Origin of the sequence: Catellatospora paridis (genome assembly GCF_009720365.1) — a bacterium.
GTDB lineage: Bacteria > Actinomycetota > Actinomycetes > Mycobacteriales > Micromonosporaceae > Catellatospora > Catellatospora paridis.
The window spans coordinates 39,258-52,965 of record NZ_ML769326.1 but is presented as its reverse complement, the minus strand read 5'-3'; the positions used below and the strand labels follow the sequence as shown (position 1 = coordinate 52,965).

Genomic DNA, 13,708 nt, shown 5'->3' with positions numbered 1-13,708 from the left:
GTGTCAACGGTATGACCTGCGGATTGACTCACCCCCGCGCGTATAGGCCGCCGTCACACTGCTAAGTTTACTGATCAGATGGGCGTCGGCCACGACGCCGATCATGACATTGACATCCTTTAACGACCCGTCCGGTGAGGCGGGGAAGGAGGTCTGCCTTGGCGCGCCCAACGACAGACGAGTCGAACGCTCCAGTGCAGCAGCCGGCCGGGCCGGCTCCCACGAAGATCGTCATCTCCGCCGCGGACGTCTCCCGCGTGCTGGACCGCATCGCGCACCAGATCCTCGAGAAGACCTCCGGGGCCTCCGACGTGGTGCTGATGGGCATCGCCACCCGCGGGGTCCCGATCGCCCGCCGCCTGGCCGAGCGCATCCACGCCTTCGAAGGCGTGCAGGTGCCCGTCGGCATCCTCGACATCACGCTCTACCGCGACGACCTGCGCAGCAGCTCGGTACGCGCGGTCGGGCGCACCGAGGAGCCCGCGGGCGGCGTCGACGGACGAAAGGTCATCCTCGTCGACGACGTGCTCTTCTCCGGCCGCACCATCCGGGCCGCCCTCGACGCCCTGTCCGACCTCGGCCGCCCCGCGGCCGTGCAGCTGGCCGTGCTCGTCGACCGCGGACACCGGCAGCTGCCGATCCGCGCCGACTACGTCGGCAAGAACATCCCCACCGCCCTGTCCGAGCAGGTCAAAGTGAAGCTGGTGGAGATCGACGGGAACGACGAGGTGGTCCTGGCCACCAGCGCGAAGGGCGGCACCCGATGAAGCACCTGCTGTCGACGGCCGACCTGGACGCGGCCACGGCGACCGAGATCCTCGACATCGCCACCGAGATGGCCAGCGTCTCCGGCCGCGAGATCAAGAAGCTGCCCACCCTGCGCGGCCGTACCGTGGTGAACCTCTTCTACGAGGACTCCACCCGGACCCGGATCTCGTTCGAGGCTGCCGCGAAGCGGCTGAGCGCCGACGTGATCAACTTCTCGGCCAAGGGCTCCAGCGTGGAGAAGGGCGAGAGCCTCAAGGACACCGCCTGGACGCTGCAGGCCATGGGCGCCGACGCGGTCGTCATCCGCCACCCCGCCTCTGGTGCGCCGCACCGCCTGGCCAACTGGGTCACCGGCAGCGTGCTCAACGCCGGTGACGGGACCCACGAGCACCCGACCCAGGCACTGCTGGACGCGTACACGATCCGCTCGCGGATGGGCCGGATCGACGGCCTGCACGTGGCGATCGTCGGCGACGTGCTGCACAGCCGGGTGGCCCGCTCCAACGTGCTGCTGCTCAACACCCTGGGCGCGAAGGTGACCCTGGTCGGGCCGCCGACGCTGGTGCCCACGGACCTCAACGCCTCGGTCCAGGTCGCCTACGACCTCGACGCGGTGCTGCCGCAGGCCGACGTGGTGATGATGCTGCGGGTGCAGAAGGAGCGGATGACCGACTCCTACTTCCCCTCGGCGCGGGAGTACTCGCGCCGCTACGGCCTCGACGGCGCCCGGCTGCGCCGGATGCCCGCCCACGCGATCGTGATGCACCCCGGCCCGATGAACCGCGGCATGGAGATCACGCCCGAGGTGGCCGACTCGCCCCGCTCCACCATCGTCGAGCAGGTCACCAACGGCGTCTCCGTGCGCATGGCCTGCCTCTACCTCCTCCTGGGAGGAGCCCGATGACCGTCCGGAGGACGCCTGTGACCATCCTGATCCGCAACGCCCGCGTGCTGGGCGGCGAGCCGACCGACCTGCTGCTGCGCGACGGCGTGATCGCCGAGATCGGCGCGGGCCTGAGCGCCGAGGGCGCCGAGGTCGTCGACGGCACCGGCCTGGTCGCCCTGCCCGGCCTGGTCGACCTGCACACCCACCTGCGCGAGCCCGGCCGCGAGGACGCCGAGACGGTGTACACCGGCTCGCGTGCCGCCGCGCTGGGCGGCTACACCGCCGTCTGCGCGATGGCCAACACCTCGCCGGTGGCCGACACCGCGGGCGTGGTCGAGCAGGTGTACCGGCTCGGCCAGGAGGCCGGGCTGGTCGACGTGCAGCCGATCGGCGCGGTCACCGTCGGGCTGGCCGGCGAGCGCCTGGCCGAGCTGGGCGCGATGGCCGACTCGGCCGCCCGGGTGCGGGTCTTCTCCGACGACGGCTTCTGCGTGGCCGACCCGCGGCTGATGCGCCGGGCGCTGGAGTACGTCAAGGCGTTCGACGGCGTCATCGCCCAGCACGCCGAGGAGCCCCGGCTCACCCAGGGCGCCCAGATGCACGAGGGCGACGTCTCCGCCCGGCTCGGCCTGACCGGCTGGCCCGCCGTCGCCGAGGAGTCGATCATCGCGCGGGACGTGCTGCTGGCCGGCCACGTCGGCGCGCGCCTGCACGTCTGCCACGTGTCCACCGCGGGCAGCGTCGAGATCATCCGGATGGCCAAGGCCCGGGGCGTCCGCGTCACCGCCGAGGTCACCCCGCACCACCTGCTGCTCACCCACGAGAAGGCGGAGTCCTACGACCCCGTCTTCAAGGTGAACCCGCCGCTGCGCACCGACGCCGACGTCGAGGCGCTGCGCGAGGGCCTGCGCGACGGCACGATCGACATCGTGGCCACCGACCACGCCCCGCACGCCGCGGAGGACAAGGAGTGCGAGTGGGCGTACGCCCGCCCGGGCATGCTCGGCCTGGAGACCGCGCTGCCGATCGTCCTCGACGTGCTCGGTGAGGACTGGCCGCTCATCGCCGAGCGCATGTCGTATGCCCCCGCCCGCATCGCGGGCCTGGACGGGCACGGCAACGCGCTGACCGCGGGCGCGCCCGCGAACCTGACCCTGGTCGACCCCACGGTGCGGTGGAGCGTCGACCCGACCGGGCTGGCCAGTCTCAGCCACAACACGCCGTACGCCGGGATGACCGTGCCCGGCCGGATCGTCGCCACCTTCCTGCGGGGCGTGCCGACGGTGCTCGACGGAAAGGTACAGAAGTGACCGAAGCGATTCTGGTCCTGGAGGACGGCCGCACCTTCCGGGGTGAGGCCTACGGGGCCGTCGGCGAGACCTTCGGCGAGGCGGTCTTCACCACCGGCATGACCGGCTACCAGGAGACCCTCACCGACCCGTCGTACCACCGCCAGGTCGTGGTGCAGACCGCGCCGCACATCGGCAACACCGGCGTCAACGACGAGGACGACGAGTCCGACCGGATCTGGGTCGCGGGCTACGTGGTGCGGGACCCGGCGCGGGTGCCCTCCAACTGGCGCTCGACCGGGGACCTCGGCACCCGGCTGGCCCGCTCCGGCGTGGTCGGCATCAGCGGCGTCGACACCCGGGCGCTGACCCGCCATCTGCGCGAGCGCGGCGCGATGCGCGTCGGCGTCTCCAGCGTCGAGACCGACCCGCAGGCGCTGCTGGCCCGGGTGCTGGAGCAGCCGCAGATGACCGGGGCTGACCTGTCCCTGGAGGTCTCCACGCCCGAGGCGTACACCGTCGACGCCGTGGGCGAGCGACGCTTCACCGTCGCGGCACTCGACCTGGGCATCAAGCGCAACGTGCCGCGGCGGCTGGCCGCGCGCGGCGTGACCACGCACGTGCTGCCCGCGAACTCGACCCTCGGCGACCTGCTGTCGGTGGGCGCGGACGCGGTGTTCTTCTCGCCCGGACCCGGCGACCCGGCCACCGCCGACCACGCGGTGATGCTGGCGCAGGAGGTGATGAAGCGGAGCATGCCGCTGTTCGGCATCTGCTTCGGCAGCCAGATCCTGGGCCGCGCGCTCGGCTTCGGCACGTACAAGCTGGGTTATGGCCACCGCGGCATCAACCAGCCGGTGATGGACCGCACCACCGGCAAGGTCGAGGTCACCTCGCACAACCACGGCTTCGCCGTCGACGCGCCGCTGGACGGCGTGGCCGACACCGGCTTCGGTCGGGTCGAGGTGTCCCACGTCTGCCTGAACGACAACGTGGTGGAGGGCCTGCGCGCGCTCGACGTGCCCGCCTTCACCGTGCAGTACCACCCGGAGGCGGCAGCGGGGCCGCACGACGCCGACTACCTGTTCGACAGGTTCGTCGAATTGGTCGAACGGCCCGGCATGGTCCGTAAGCAGCTCATCAACGGAGGCAAGTGAGATGCCGAAGCGGACTGATCTCAAGCACGTCATGGTGATCGGCTCCGGGCCGATCGTGATCGGCCAGGCCTGCGAGTTCGACTACTCCGGCACCCAGGCCTGCCAGGTGCTGCGCAGCGAGGGCCTGCGGGTCAGCCTGGTCAACTCGAACCCGGCGACCATCATGACCGACCCCGAGTTCGCCGACGCCACCTACATCGAGCCGATCACGCCCGAGTTCGTGGAGAAGGTCATCGCGGCCGAGCGCCCCGACGCGCTGCTGCCCACCCTGGGCGGGCAGACCGCGCTGAACACCGCCGTCGCCCTGTACGAGTCCGGGGTGCTGGAGAAGTACGGCGTGGAGCTGATCGGCGCCGACATCGAGGCGATCCGCCGCGGCGAGGACCGGCAGCTGTTCAAGGAGGTCGTGGCCAAGGCCGGGGCCCGGCTCGGGCTGACCGGTGACCTGGTGCCGCGCAGCCGGGTCTGCCACTCGATGGACGAGGTCCGCGACACCGTCGCCGAGCTGGGCCTGCCGGTCGTCATCCGGCCGTCGTTCACCATGGGCGGCCTCGGTTCGGGCATGGCGCACACCCCGGAGCAGCTCGACCTGATCGCGGGCAGCGGCCTGGCCGCCTCGCCGGTGACCGAGGTGCTCATCGAGGAGAGCGTGCTCGGCTGGAAGGAGTACGAGCTCGAGCTGATGCGCGACAAGCACGACAACGTCGTGGTCATCTGCTCGATCGAGAACATCGACCCGATGGGCGTGCACACCGGCGACTCGGTGACCGTGGCCCCGGCGATGACCCTGACCGACCGCGAGTACCAGGAGATGCGCGACCTCGGCATCGCCGTGCTGCGCGAGGTCGGCGTCGACACCGGCGGCTGCAACATCCAGTTCGCGATCAACCCGGCCGACGGCCGCATCGTGGTCATCGAGATGAACCCGCGGGTGTCACGCTCGTCCGCGCTCGCGTCCAAGGCCACCGGCTTCCCGATCGCGAAGATCGCGGCGAAGCTGGCCATCGGGTACACCCTCGACGAGATCCCGAACGACATCACGCTCAAGACCCCGGCCGCGTTCGAGCCGACGCTCGACTACGTGGTGGTGAAGATCCCGCGGTTCGCGTTCGAGAAGTTCCCCGGCGCGGATCCGGAGCTGACCACCACCATGAAGTCGGTCGGCGAGGCGATGAGCCTGGGCCGCAACTTCCCCGAGGCGCTGAACAAGGCGATGCGCTCGATGGAGACCAAGGCCGCCGGCTTCTGGACCACGCCGGACCGCTTCGGCTCCGTCGAGGAGGCCCTGGACGCGCTGCGCACGCCGCACGACGGCCGGCTGTACGCCGTCGAGGAGGCGCTGCGCCACGGCGCGACCGTCGCCCAGGTCACGCAGGCCTCCGGCGGCATCGATCCGTGGTTCGTGGACCAGATCCTGGGCCTGGTCGAGCTGCGCGCCGAGATTCTCGACGCGCCGGTGGTCGACCTGCGGCTGCTGCGCAAGGCCAAGCGGGCGGGCCTGTCCGACCGGCAGCTGGCCGCGCTGCGGCCGGAGTTCGCGGGCGAGGACGGGGTGCGCATCCTGCGCCACCGCCTCGGCGTGCGGCCGGTCTACAAGACCGTCGACACCTGCGCCGCCGAGTTCGCCGCCGCCACGCCGTACCACTACTCGTCCTACGACGAGGAGACCGAGGTCGCCCCGAGCGCCCGGCCCAAGGTGCTGATCCTGGGCTCCGGCCCGAACCGCATCGGGCAGGGCATCGAGTTCGACTACTCGTGCGTGCACGCGGTGATGGCGCTCAAGGGCCGGTACGAGACCGTCATGGTCAACTGCAACCCGGAGACCGTCTCCACCGACTACGACACCGCCGACCGGCTCTACTTCGAGCCGCTGACCTTCGAGGACGTCCTCGAGGTGGTGCACGTCGAGCACAGCACCGGCGTGGCCGCGGGCGGCCCCGGCGTCGTCGGCGTCATCGTGCAGCTGGGCGGGCAGACCCCGCTGGGCCTGGCGCAGCGCCTCAAGAACGCCGGGGTGCCGATCGTGGGCACCAGCCCCGAGTCGATCCACCTCGCCGAGGAGCGCGGCGCGTTCGGCCGGGTGCTGGCCGAGGCCGGGCTGCGGGCTCCCGCGCACGGCACCGCCATCTCGTACGAGGACGCCAAGCACATCGCCGACGAGGTCGGCTACCCGGTGCTGGTCCGGCCGTCGTACGTGCTCGGCGGCCGCGGCATGGAGATCGTCTACGACGACGCCACGCTGCGCGACTACATCGGCCGCGCCACCGACATCTCGCCCGAGCACCCGGTGCTGGTGGACCGGTTCCTCGACGACGCCATCGAGATCGACGTGGACGCGCTGTGCGACGCCGACGGCGCGGTCTACATCGGCGGCGTGATGGAGCACATCGAGGAGGCCGGCATCCACTCCGGCGACTCGGCGTGCGCGCTGCCGCCGATCACGCTCGGCGGGCGGCACCTGGACGTGGTGCGCGAGTACACCGAGGCGATCGCCCGCGGCGTCGGTGTGCAGGGTCTGCTGAACGTGCAGTACGCGCTCAAGGACGACATGCTCTACGTGCTGGAGGCCAACCCGCGCGCCTCGCGCACCGTGCCGTTCGTCTCCAAGGCGACCGCGGTGCCGCTGGCCAAGGCGGCCGCCCGGATCATGCTCGGCGCGACCATCGCCGAGCTGCGCGCCGAGGGCATGCTGCTGGCCACCGGTGACGGCGGGCTGCTGCCGGAGAACTCCCCGGTCGCGGTCAAGGAGGCGGTGCTGCCGTTCAAGCGCTTCCGCACCCCGGCCGGCAAGGGCGTCGACACCCTGCTGTCGCCGGAGATGAAGTCCACCGGCGAGGTCATGGGCATCGACATGGCGTTCGGGCACTCCTTCGCCAAGTCGCAGGCGGCGGCGTACGGGATGCTGCCGACCAGCGGCAAGATCTTCGTCTCGGTCGCCAACCGCGACAAGCGGGGCATGATCTTCCCGATCAAGCGGCTGGCCGACCTCGGCTTCGAGATCGTCGCCACCGTCGGCACCGGTGAGGTGCTGCGCCGCCACGGCATCGTCTGCGAGGTCGTCGGCAAGCACAGCGAGGACGCCGAGCGCGACGCGGTCTCCCTGATCGCCTCCGGCGAGGTCAAGATGGTCATCAACACCCCGCAGGGCTCCGGCGCCAAGGCCCGCTCCGACGGCTACGAGATCCGCTCCGCCGCCGTCTCCGCGGACATCCCCTGCTGCACCACGGTCCCCGGCGCCGCCGCGGCCGTGATGGGCATCGAGGCGCTCATCCGGGGGGACATGACCGTGCGCCCGCTGCAGCACCTGCACGCCGTGATCCGCCCGGAGCTGTCGGCGTGACCCTGTTCGAGAAGGTGGTCCGCCCCCGGTTGTTCCGGATCGGGGGCGGTGACGCCGAGCACGCGCACGAGTGGACACTGCGGCGGCTGGCCGGGATCTCCCGGCAGCCGGCCGTGCTGAGTCTGCTCAAGCGGCGATACGCGGTGCAGCGGCCGGTGGACGTGTTCGGGGTGCGGTTCCCGAACGCCGTCGGGCTGGCGGCGGGGATGGACAAGAACGGGGTCGCGCTGAAGGCGTGGCCCGCGCTCGGGTTCGGCTTCGTCGAGGTCGGCACGGTGACCGCGCTGGCACAGCCGGGCAACGACCGGCCGCGGCTGTTCCGGCTGCCGGACAGCCGGGCGATCATCAACCGGATGGGCTTCAACAACGAGGGCGCGCACGCGCTGGCGCGGCGGCTGGCCGCGCTCGGGCCGCTGGGGGTGCCGCTGGGCATCTCGCTGGGCAAGTCCAAGGTGACCCCGCTGGAGGAGGCGGTCGCGGACTACCGGGCGTCGTACGACGCGCTGAAGTCCTACGGCGACTACTTCGCCGTCAACGTCTCCTCGCCCAACACGCCCGGACTGCGCAGCCTGCAGGATCGCGACCAGCTGGACGCGATCCTGGCCGCGCTGACGGGGGAGCGCCCGATCCTGGTGAAGATCGCGCCGGACCTGACCGACCACGCCGTGGCGGAGCTGCTCGAAGTGTGCCTGGCCAGGGGGGTCGCGGGTCTCATCGCGACCAACACCACGCTCGGCCGCGACGGGGTTGCCCCGGCCGACCAGGCCACCGCGGCGCAGGCGGGCGGGCTGTCGGGTGCGCCGCTGACCGAACGGGCGCACAAGGTGGTGTCGTTCGTGCACAGCGAGACGAACGGCCGCCTGCCGATCATCGGCGTGGGCGGCCTGATGACGGCCGACGACGCGGCCCGCATGTTCGACGCGGGCGCGAGCCTGGTGCAGCTCTACACCGGATTCATCTACCACGGCCCCGCCCTCGTCCGCGCCGCCGCCGACCGGGCCCCGGAGGCCACACGGTGACCGACGAAGTTAAGAAGGGCACCTTCTACAACGGAAACCGTTGTGAAGGTGCCCTTCCTTTCACAGAACTGGTGGAGCTGGACCGGGCGCACGTGTGGCACCCGTACGGGCCGATGCCGGGTCGGGCCGAGCCGCTGGTGGTGCAGAGCGCCGAAGGCGTCCGGCTGCGCCTGGCCGACGGGCGCGAGCTGATCGACGGGATGTCGAGCTGGTGGGCGGCGATCCACGGCTACCGGCACCCGGTGCTCGACGCCGCGGTCACCGACCAGCTGGGGCGGATGAGCCACGTCATGTTCGGCGGACTCACCCACGAACCCGCGGTGCGCCTGGCCAAGACCCTGGTCGACATCACCCCGGACGGGCTGGAGCACGTGTTCCTGGCCGACTCCGGCTCGGTGAGCGTCGAGGTCGCGGTCAAGATGTGCCTGCAGTACCAGGTGTCGCGGGGCCGCCCGGCCAAGCGGCGGCTGGCGACGTGGCGCGGCGGCTACCACGGCGACACGTGGCAGCCGATGAGCGTGTGCGACCCCGAGGGCGGTATGCACTCGCTGTGGGGCGACGCGCTGCCCCGGCAGGTGTTCGTGGACACGCCGCCGGTGGACTACGACGAGTCCTATGTGACGGTGCTCAAGCAGGCGCTCGCCGCGCACGCGCACGAGCTGGCCGCGGTCATCGTCGAGCCGGTGGTGCAGGGCGCGGGCGGCATGCGCTTCCACGACCCGCGTTACCTGCGCGCGCTGCGCGAGCTGTGCGACGAGTTCGACGTGCTGCTGGTGTTCGACGAGATCGCCACCGGCTTCGGGCGCACCGGCGAGCTGTTCGCCGCCGACCACGCCGGGGTGACACCCGACGTGATGTGCGTCGGCAAGGCGCTGACCGGCGGATATCTGACACTGGCCGCGGCTTTGTGCACGGCCGAGGTGGCCCGGGGCATCTCCGAGGGCGCGGTGCCGGTGCTGGCGCACGGGCCCACGTTCATGGGCAACCCGCTGGCCTGTGCGGTCGCGAACGCGAGCATCGAGCTGCTGCTGTCGGGTGACTGGCGGGGCGACGTACGCCGGATCGAGTCGGGACTGCGCACGGGCCTCGCGCCGGTGCGCGAGCTGCCCGGCGTCGCCGACGTGCGGGTGCTGGGCGCGATCGGTGTGGTGCAGCTCGACCACGGGGTGGACATGGCGGCCGCCACGGCCGCCGCGGTGGGACACGGCGTGTGGCTGCGCCCGTTCCGGGACCTGATCTACACGATGCCGCCGTTCGTCAGCTCCGATGAGGATGTGTCGGCGATCACCAAGGCGATGTACGCGGCCGCTGCCGCCTGTTCGTCGTGACGGGATGCCCGCGCGGCCGCAGAGCCGGCCGGGTGGGCGCGGTCACGCCCGAGAGTGAGGAGATTTCATGGAACCGTTCGGTGCGCGCCTGGCGCGGGCGATGGACGAGCGCGGCCCGCTGTGTGTCGGCGTCGACCCGCACAGCTCTCTGCTGAAGGCCTGGGGCCTGCCCGACGACGCGGACGGGGTGGCCTCGTTCTGCCAGACGGTGGTCGACGCGCTGGCCGACAGGGTCGCCGTCTTCAAGCCGCAGTCGGCCTTTTTCGAGCGATTCGGGGCTCGCGGAGCCCAGATTCTAGAGTCAACTATCCGACAGTTACGCGAGGCCGGAGCCCTTGTGCTTCTGGACGCGAAGCGTGGTGACATCGGCTCGACCGTCGCCGCGTACGCCGACGCGTATCTGAACCCATCGAGGCCCATGTATGTCGATGCGATCACCGCGAGTCCGTTCCTCGGCCTCGGATCGCTCGCGCCGATGTTCGACATGGCGGCTGACCACGGCGGGGGCGTCTTCGTTCTGGCTCTCACGTCCAACCCGGAGGGTCCGGCCGTGCAGCACGCTCGGGGTATCGACGGCCGTACCGTCGCGCAGACGATCATCGACGAGATTTCCCAGCTCAACAAGGGTGTGGAGCCGCTCGGAAGCCTCGGACTCGTGGTCGGGGCGACCATCGGCGAAACCGGTCACGACCTCTCCCAGGTGAACGGCCCGTTCCTCGTTCCGGGGCTCGGCGCGCAGGGCGGGACGGCCGACGATCTTCGCCGGATCTTCGCCGGGAACCTCGGCGCGGTGCTGCCCTCGTCGTCGCGCGAGGTGCTCGGTGCGGGCCCCGACGTGCAATCGCTTCGGGACGCGGCATCTCGGACTCTCGATGCCTGCCGGGACGCATTGGGACGTCCGGGCCGGTCGTGACCTTTCCGTGATCATGCGCGGTGACGTTGCCGAAAACGCCGTCGACCGCTAGGTTTCCCCGCGCTGGCCTGATCTGCTCGCGTGGCCCACCAGTCACGCGGGTTGTCACCAGCAACGGGTGCCGAAGGTTAGCCGCCGAGTCTGGTGGGGAACCCGACGCACCACACGCCGGCGATCCCGTCGGCGTGACCAAGAGGACCTGAGGAGAACTGGTGCCGCTCCCGTCACTGACCCCAGAGCAGCGCGCTGCCGCGCTGGAGAAGGCCGCGGAGGTCCGCAAGGCTCGGGCTGAGCTCAAGGAGCAGCTCAAGCAGGGCAAGACCACCCTGGCCGCCGTGCTTGACCGCGCCGAGGGCGACGATGTCGTCGGCAAGCTCAAGGTTTCGGCCGTGCTGCAGGCGCTCCCCGGCATCGGCAAGATCCGGGCCACGCAGATCATGGAGAAGCTGAAGATCGCCGACTCCCGCCGCCTGCGCGGGCTGGGCGACCAGCAGCGCAAGGCGCTGCTGGCCGAGTTCGCGGCCTGAGCCGACGAACCTCGTCAGCGGAACAACCTCGCCGCGGGCGGACGCCCCGTCCGCGGCGAACGGGCAGCGGTGTGCCGAGGCTCCACCGCCTGCCCACCGCAACGGCCCGCCAGCCGGCGTGAGTGAGACTCACACCATCGGGTGAGCGGGGCGTTGCACAGATCGTCGCCCAGCGGCGCTGTCGTTTCGACAGCGCCGCTGGTTCGTTGCTGAGGGCAGGAAGGCCCCGTCCGGGCCGGAACCCCCTGTTAAGTTCTGGTGACGTACTGCTCAAACAGGGGCCCGGCTGCCAACGCCGCTCCTTGATTGGGTAGAACTTGAGAATGGAAGACGACGTACCGCTCGCCGCCAGAGCGGCCGCGCCCGCCCGCCTTACCGTGCTCTCCGGTCCCTCCGGTGTCGGCAAGGATGCCGTCATCGAGGTCATCCGCAAGCGTTCGCCCTGGGTATGGCTGTCCGTCTCGGTCACCACGCGCAAGAAGCGCGACTACGAGATCGACGGCAAGCACTACACGTTCGTCAACCGCACCGAGTTCGAGCGCCTGGTCGACGGCGGCATGCTGCTGGAGTGGGCCGAGTTCGCCGGCAACCTCTACGGCACGCCGCGCGCCGCGGTGGAGGGCCGGCTCGGCGCCGGCATCCCGGCGCTGCTGAAGATCGACCTGCAGGGCGCCCGTCAGGTCCGCGTGGCCATGCCGGACGCCCAGCTCGTCTTCCTCGCCCCGCCCAGCCGGGAGGAGCTGCGCCGCCGGCTCATCGGCCGGGGCACCGAGAGTCCGGACACCATCCGCCGCCGCCTGGCCCACGCCGACGAGGAACTGGCCGCGGAGTCCGAGTTCGACGCGACTGTCGTGAACGACTACCTCGAGCGCGCCGCGGACGAGTTGGTAGGATTGCTCGGTTCGCCGGCGCTCGCCGCTGCACGCCCGCGCATCTAGCGCCCGGCACACTCTCGAAGACAAGGACTGGACACGTGGCTGGAACCGTCGCCCACCCCGAAGGCATCACCAACCCGCCCATCGACGAGCTGCTCGACAAGACGTCGTCGAAGTACGCGCTGGTGATCTTCGCGGCCAAGCGCGCACGGCAGATCAACGCCTACTACAGCCAGCTCGGCGAGGGCCTGCTCGAGTACGTCGGCCCGCTGGTCGAGACCACCCCGCAGGAGAAGGCCCTGTCGATCTCCATGCGGGAGATCAACGCCGGGCTGCTCACCGCTGAGCCGACCAACGAGGCCTGAGCCGCCCGTCATGGCTCGCGTCGTCCTGGGTGTAGGCGGCGGCATCGCCGCCTACAAGGCCTGCGAGCTGCTGCGCCTGCTCACCGAGTCCGGCCACTCGGTGCGCGTGGTGCCGACCGCGTCCGCGCTGCGCTTCGTCGGCGCGCCCACCTGGGAGGCGCTGTCCGGCCAGCCGGCCGCGACCGAGGTCTGGTCGGACGTGCCGCAGGTGCCGCACGTCAAGCTCGGGCAGACCGCCGACCTGGTGCTCGTGGTGCCCGCGACAGCCGACCTGCTGGCCAAGGCCGCCCACGGCATGGCCGACGACCTGCTCACCAACACCCTGCTCACCGCGCGCTGCCCGGTGCTGTTCGCGCCGGCTATGCACACCGAGATGTGGGAGCACCCGGCCACCGCCGACAACGTCGCGACGCTGCGCCGCCGCGGCGCGCTGGTGATCGAGCCCGCGGTCGGCCGGCTCACCGGCAAGGACACCGGCAAGGGCCGGCTGCCCGACCCGGAGCAGATCTTCGAGGTGGCGCTGCGGGTGCTGGCCCGCGGCGTCGCCCCGCGCGCCGACCTGGCCGGCCGCCACGTCGTGGTCACCGCCGGCGGCACCCGCGAGCCGCTGGACCCGGTGCGCTTCCTGGGCAACCGCTCCTCGGGCAAGCAGGGGTACGCCTTCGCGCGCACCGCGATCGCCCGGGGCGCCCGGGTGACGCTCGTCGCCGCCAACGTGTCGCTGCCCACGCCCGCCGGGGTCGACCTGGTCCGGGTCGGCACCACGGCCGAGCTGCGCGACGCCGTGATCGGCGCGGCCAAGGACGCCGACGCCGTGGTCATGGCGGCCGCCCCGGCCGACTTCCGCCCCGCGGTGTACGCCGACCAGAAGATCAAGAAGACCGCCGACGGCGACGCGCCGGTCATCGAGCTGGCCCTGAACCCGGACATCGCGGCCGAACTCGGTGCGGGCAAACGCCCCGGCCAGGTGCTGGTGGCCTTCGCCGCCGAGACGCACGACGCACTGGAACACGCCCGCGGCAAGCTGGTCCGCAAGCGCGCCGACCTGATCGTGGTCAACGAGGTCGGCGTGGACAAGGTCTTCGGAGCCGACCACAACGAGGCGGTCGTGCTCGGCGCGGACGGCTCGCAGCGCGAGTTGCCCGCCCGGAGCAAGGACGATCTCGCCGACGCGGTCTGGGACCAGGTCGTCGCGCTGCTGTGACCACCGTCCCGTCCTGCGGACTCTCGGGCAGGGCTTG

General features: G+C 71.3%; 12 protein-coding genes. All 12 read left to right on the top strand.

Annotation, left to right across the window (positions count from 1 at the left end):
* Positions 1–194 precede the first annotated feature (194 nt).
* Positions 195–767 (top strand): bifunctional pyr operon transcriptional regulator/uracil phosphoribosyltransferase PyrR, encoded by a 573-nt coding sequence (gene pyrR, locus F9C41_RS28615; protein ID WP_191844196.1) that lies wholly within the window; start codon positions 195–197, stop codon positions 765–767.
* Positions 764–1,672, top strand: coding sequence for an aspartate carbamoyltransferase catalytic subunit (locus tag F9C41_RS28610; protein ID WP_155389930.1), 909 nt, complete (start codon positions 764–766; stop codon positions 1,670–1,672). Before pyrR ends, F9C41_RS28610 begins: the two co-directional genes overlap by 4 nt.
* Positions 1,673–1,689: 17 nt before the next feature.
* Positions 1,690–2,964: a dihydroorotase gene (locus F9C41_RS28605; RefSeq protein WP_230690091.1), complete on the top strand. Its 1,275-nt coding sequence runs from the start codon at positions 1,690–1,692 to the stop codon at positions 2,962–2,964.
* The gene (gene carA / locus F9C41_RS28600; protein WP_155389928.1) at positions 2,961–4,100 is read left to right on the top strand and encodes a glutamine-hydrolyzing carbamoyl-phosphate synthase small subunit; all 1,140 of its coding nucleotides are present in this window, start codon (positions 2,961–2,963) and stop codon (positions 4,098–4,100) included. Before F9C41_RS28605 ends, carA begins: the two co-directional genes overlap by 4 nt.
* 1 nt (position 4,101) lies before the next feature.
* Positions 4,102–7,440, top strand: a complete 3,339-nt coding sequence (carB, locus tag F9C41_RS28595; RefSeq protein WP_155389927.1) for a carbamoyl-phosphate synthase large subunit — start codon at positions 4,102–4,104, stop codon at positions 7,438–7,440.
* Complete coding sequence (locus tag F9C41_RS28590) at positions 7,437–8,459, top strand: quinone-dependent dihydroorotate dehydrogenase (protein ID WP_155389926.1); 1,023 nt, start codon at positions 7,437–7,439, stop codon at positions 8,457–8,459. The genes carB and F9C41_RS28590 overlap by 4 nt, the downstream gene beginning before the upstream one ends.
* A 68-nt stretch (positions 8,460–8,527) precedes the next feature.
* Positions 8,528–9,787 (top strand): adenosylmethionine--8-amino-7-oxononanoate transaminase, encoded by a 1,260-nt coding sequence (locus F9C41_RS28585; protein WP_269058987.1) that lies wholly within the window; start codon positions 8,528–8,530, stop codon positions 9,785–9,787.
* Positions 9,788–9,854: 67 nt separating this feature from the next.
* Entirely contained in the window at positions 9,855–10,700 is an 846-nt protein-coding gene (gene pyrF, locus F9C41_RS28580) for an orotidine-5'-phosphate decarboxylase (protein ID WP_155389924.1), read from the top strand.
* Positions 10,701–10,912: 212 nt separating this feature from the next.
* Complete coding sequence (gene mihF / locus F9C41_RS28575) at positions 10,913–11,227, top strand: integration host factor, actinobacterial type (RefSeq protein WP_120320109.1); 315 nt, start codon at positions 10,913–10,915, stop codon at positions 11,225–11,227.
* Between the two features lie 323 nt (positions 11,228–11,550).
* Complete coding sequence (gene gmk, locus F9C41_RS28570) at positions 11,551–12,165, top strand: guanylate kinase (RefSeq protein ID WP_155389923.1); 615 nt, start codon at positions 11,551–11,553, stop codon at positions 12,163–12,165.
* A 35-nt stretch (positions 12,166–12,200) separates the two neighbouring features.
* On the top strand, positions 12,201–12,467 hold the full coding sequence (gene rpoZ, locus F9C41_RS28565) for a DNA-directed RNA polymerase subunit omega (protein WP_155389922.1): 267 nt from the start codon (positions 12,201–12,203) through the stop codon (positions 12,465–12,467).
* A gap of 10 nt (positions 12,468–12,477) precedes the next feature.
* Positions 12,478–13,671, top strand: a complete 1,194-nt coding sequence (coaBC, locus tag F9C41_RS28560) for a bifunctional phosphopantothenoylcysteine decarboxylase/phosphopantothenate--cysteine ligase CoaBC (protein WP_155389921.1) — start codon at positions 12,478–12,480, stop codon at positions 13,669–13,671.
* Positions 13,672–13,708: the final 37 nt, after the last annotated feature.

Bases quoted from the DNA above. Each gene is read 5' to 3' on its own strand.
- carB (WP_155389927.1), top strand. From the start codon at position 4,102: ATGCCGAAGCGGACTGATCTCAAGCACGTCATGGTGATCGGCTCCGGG.
- pyrF (WP_155389924.1), top strand. From the start codon at position 9,855: ATGGAACCGTTCGGTGCGCGCCTGGCGCGGGCGATGGACGAGCGCGGC.
- coaBC (WP_155389921.1), top strand. From the start codon at position 12,478: ATGGCTCGCGTCGTCCTGGGTGTAGGCGGCGGCATCGCCGCCTACAAG.
- gmk (WP_155389923.1), top strand. From the start codon at position 11,551: ATGGAAGACGACGTACCGCTCGCCGCCAGAGCGGCCGCGCCCGCCCGC.
- F9C41_RS28610 (WP_155389930.1), top strand. From the start codon at position 764: ATGAAGCACCTGCTGTCGACGGCCGACCTGGACGCGGCCACGGCGACC.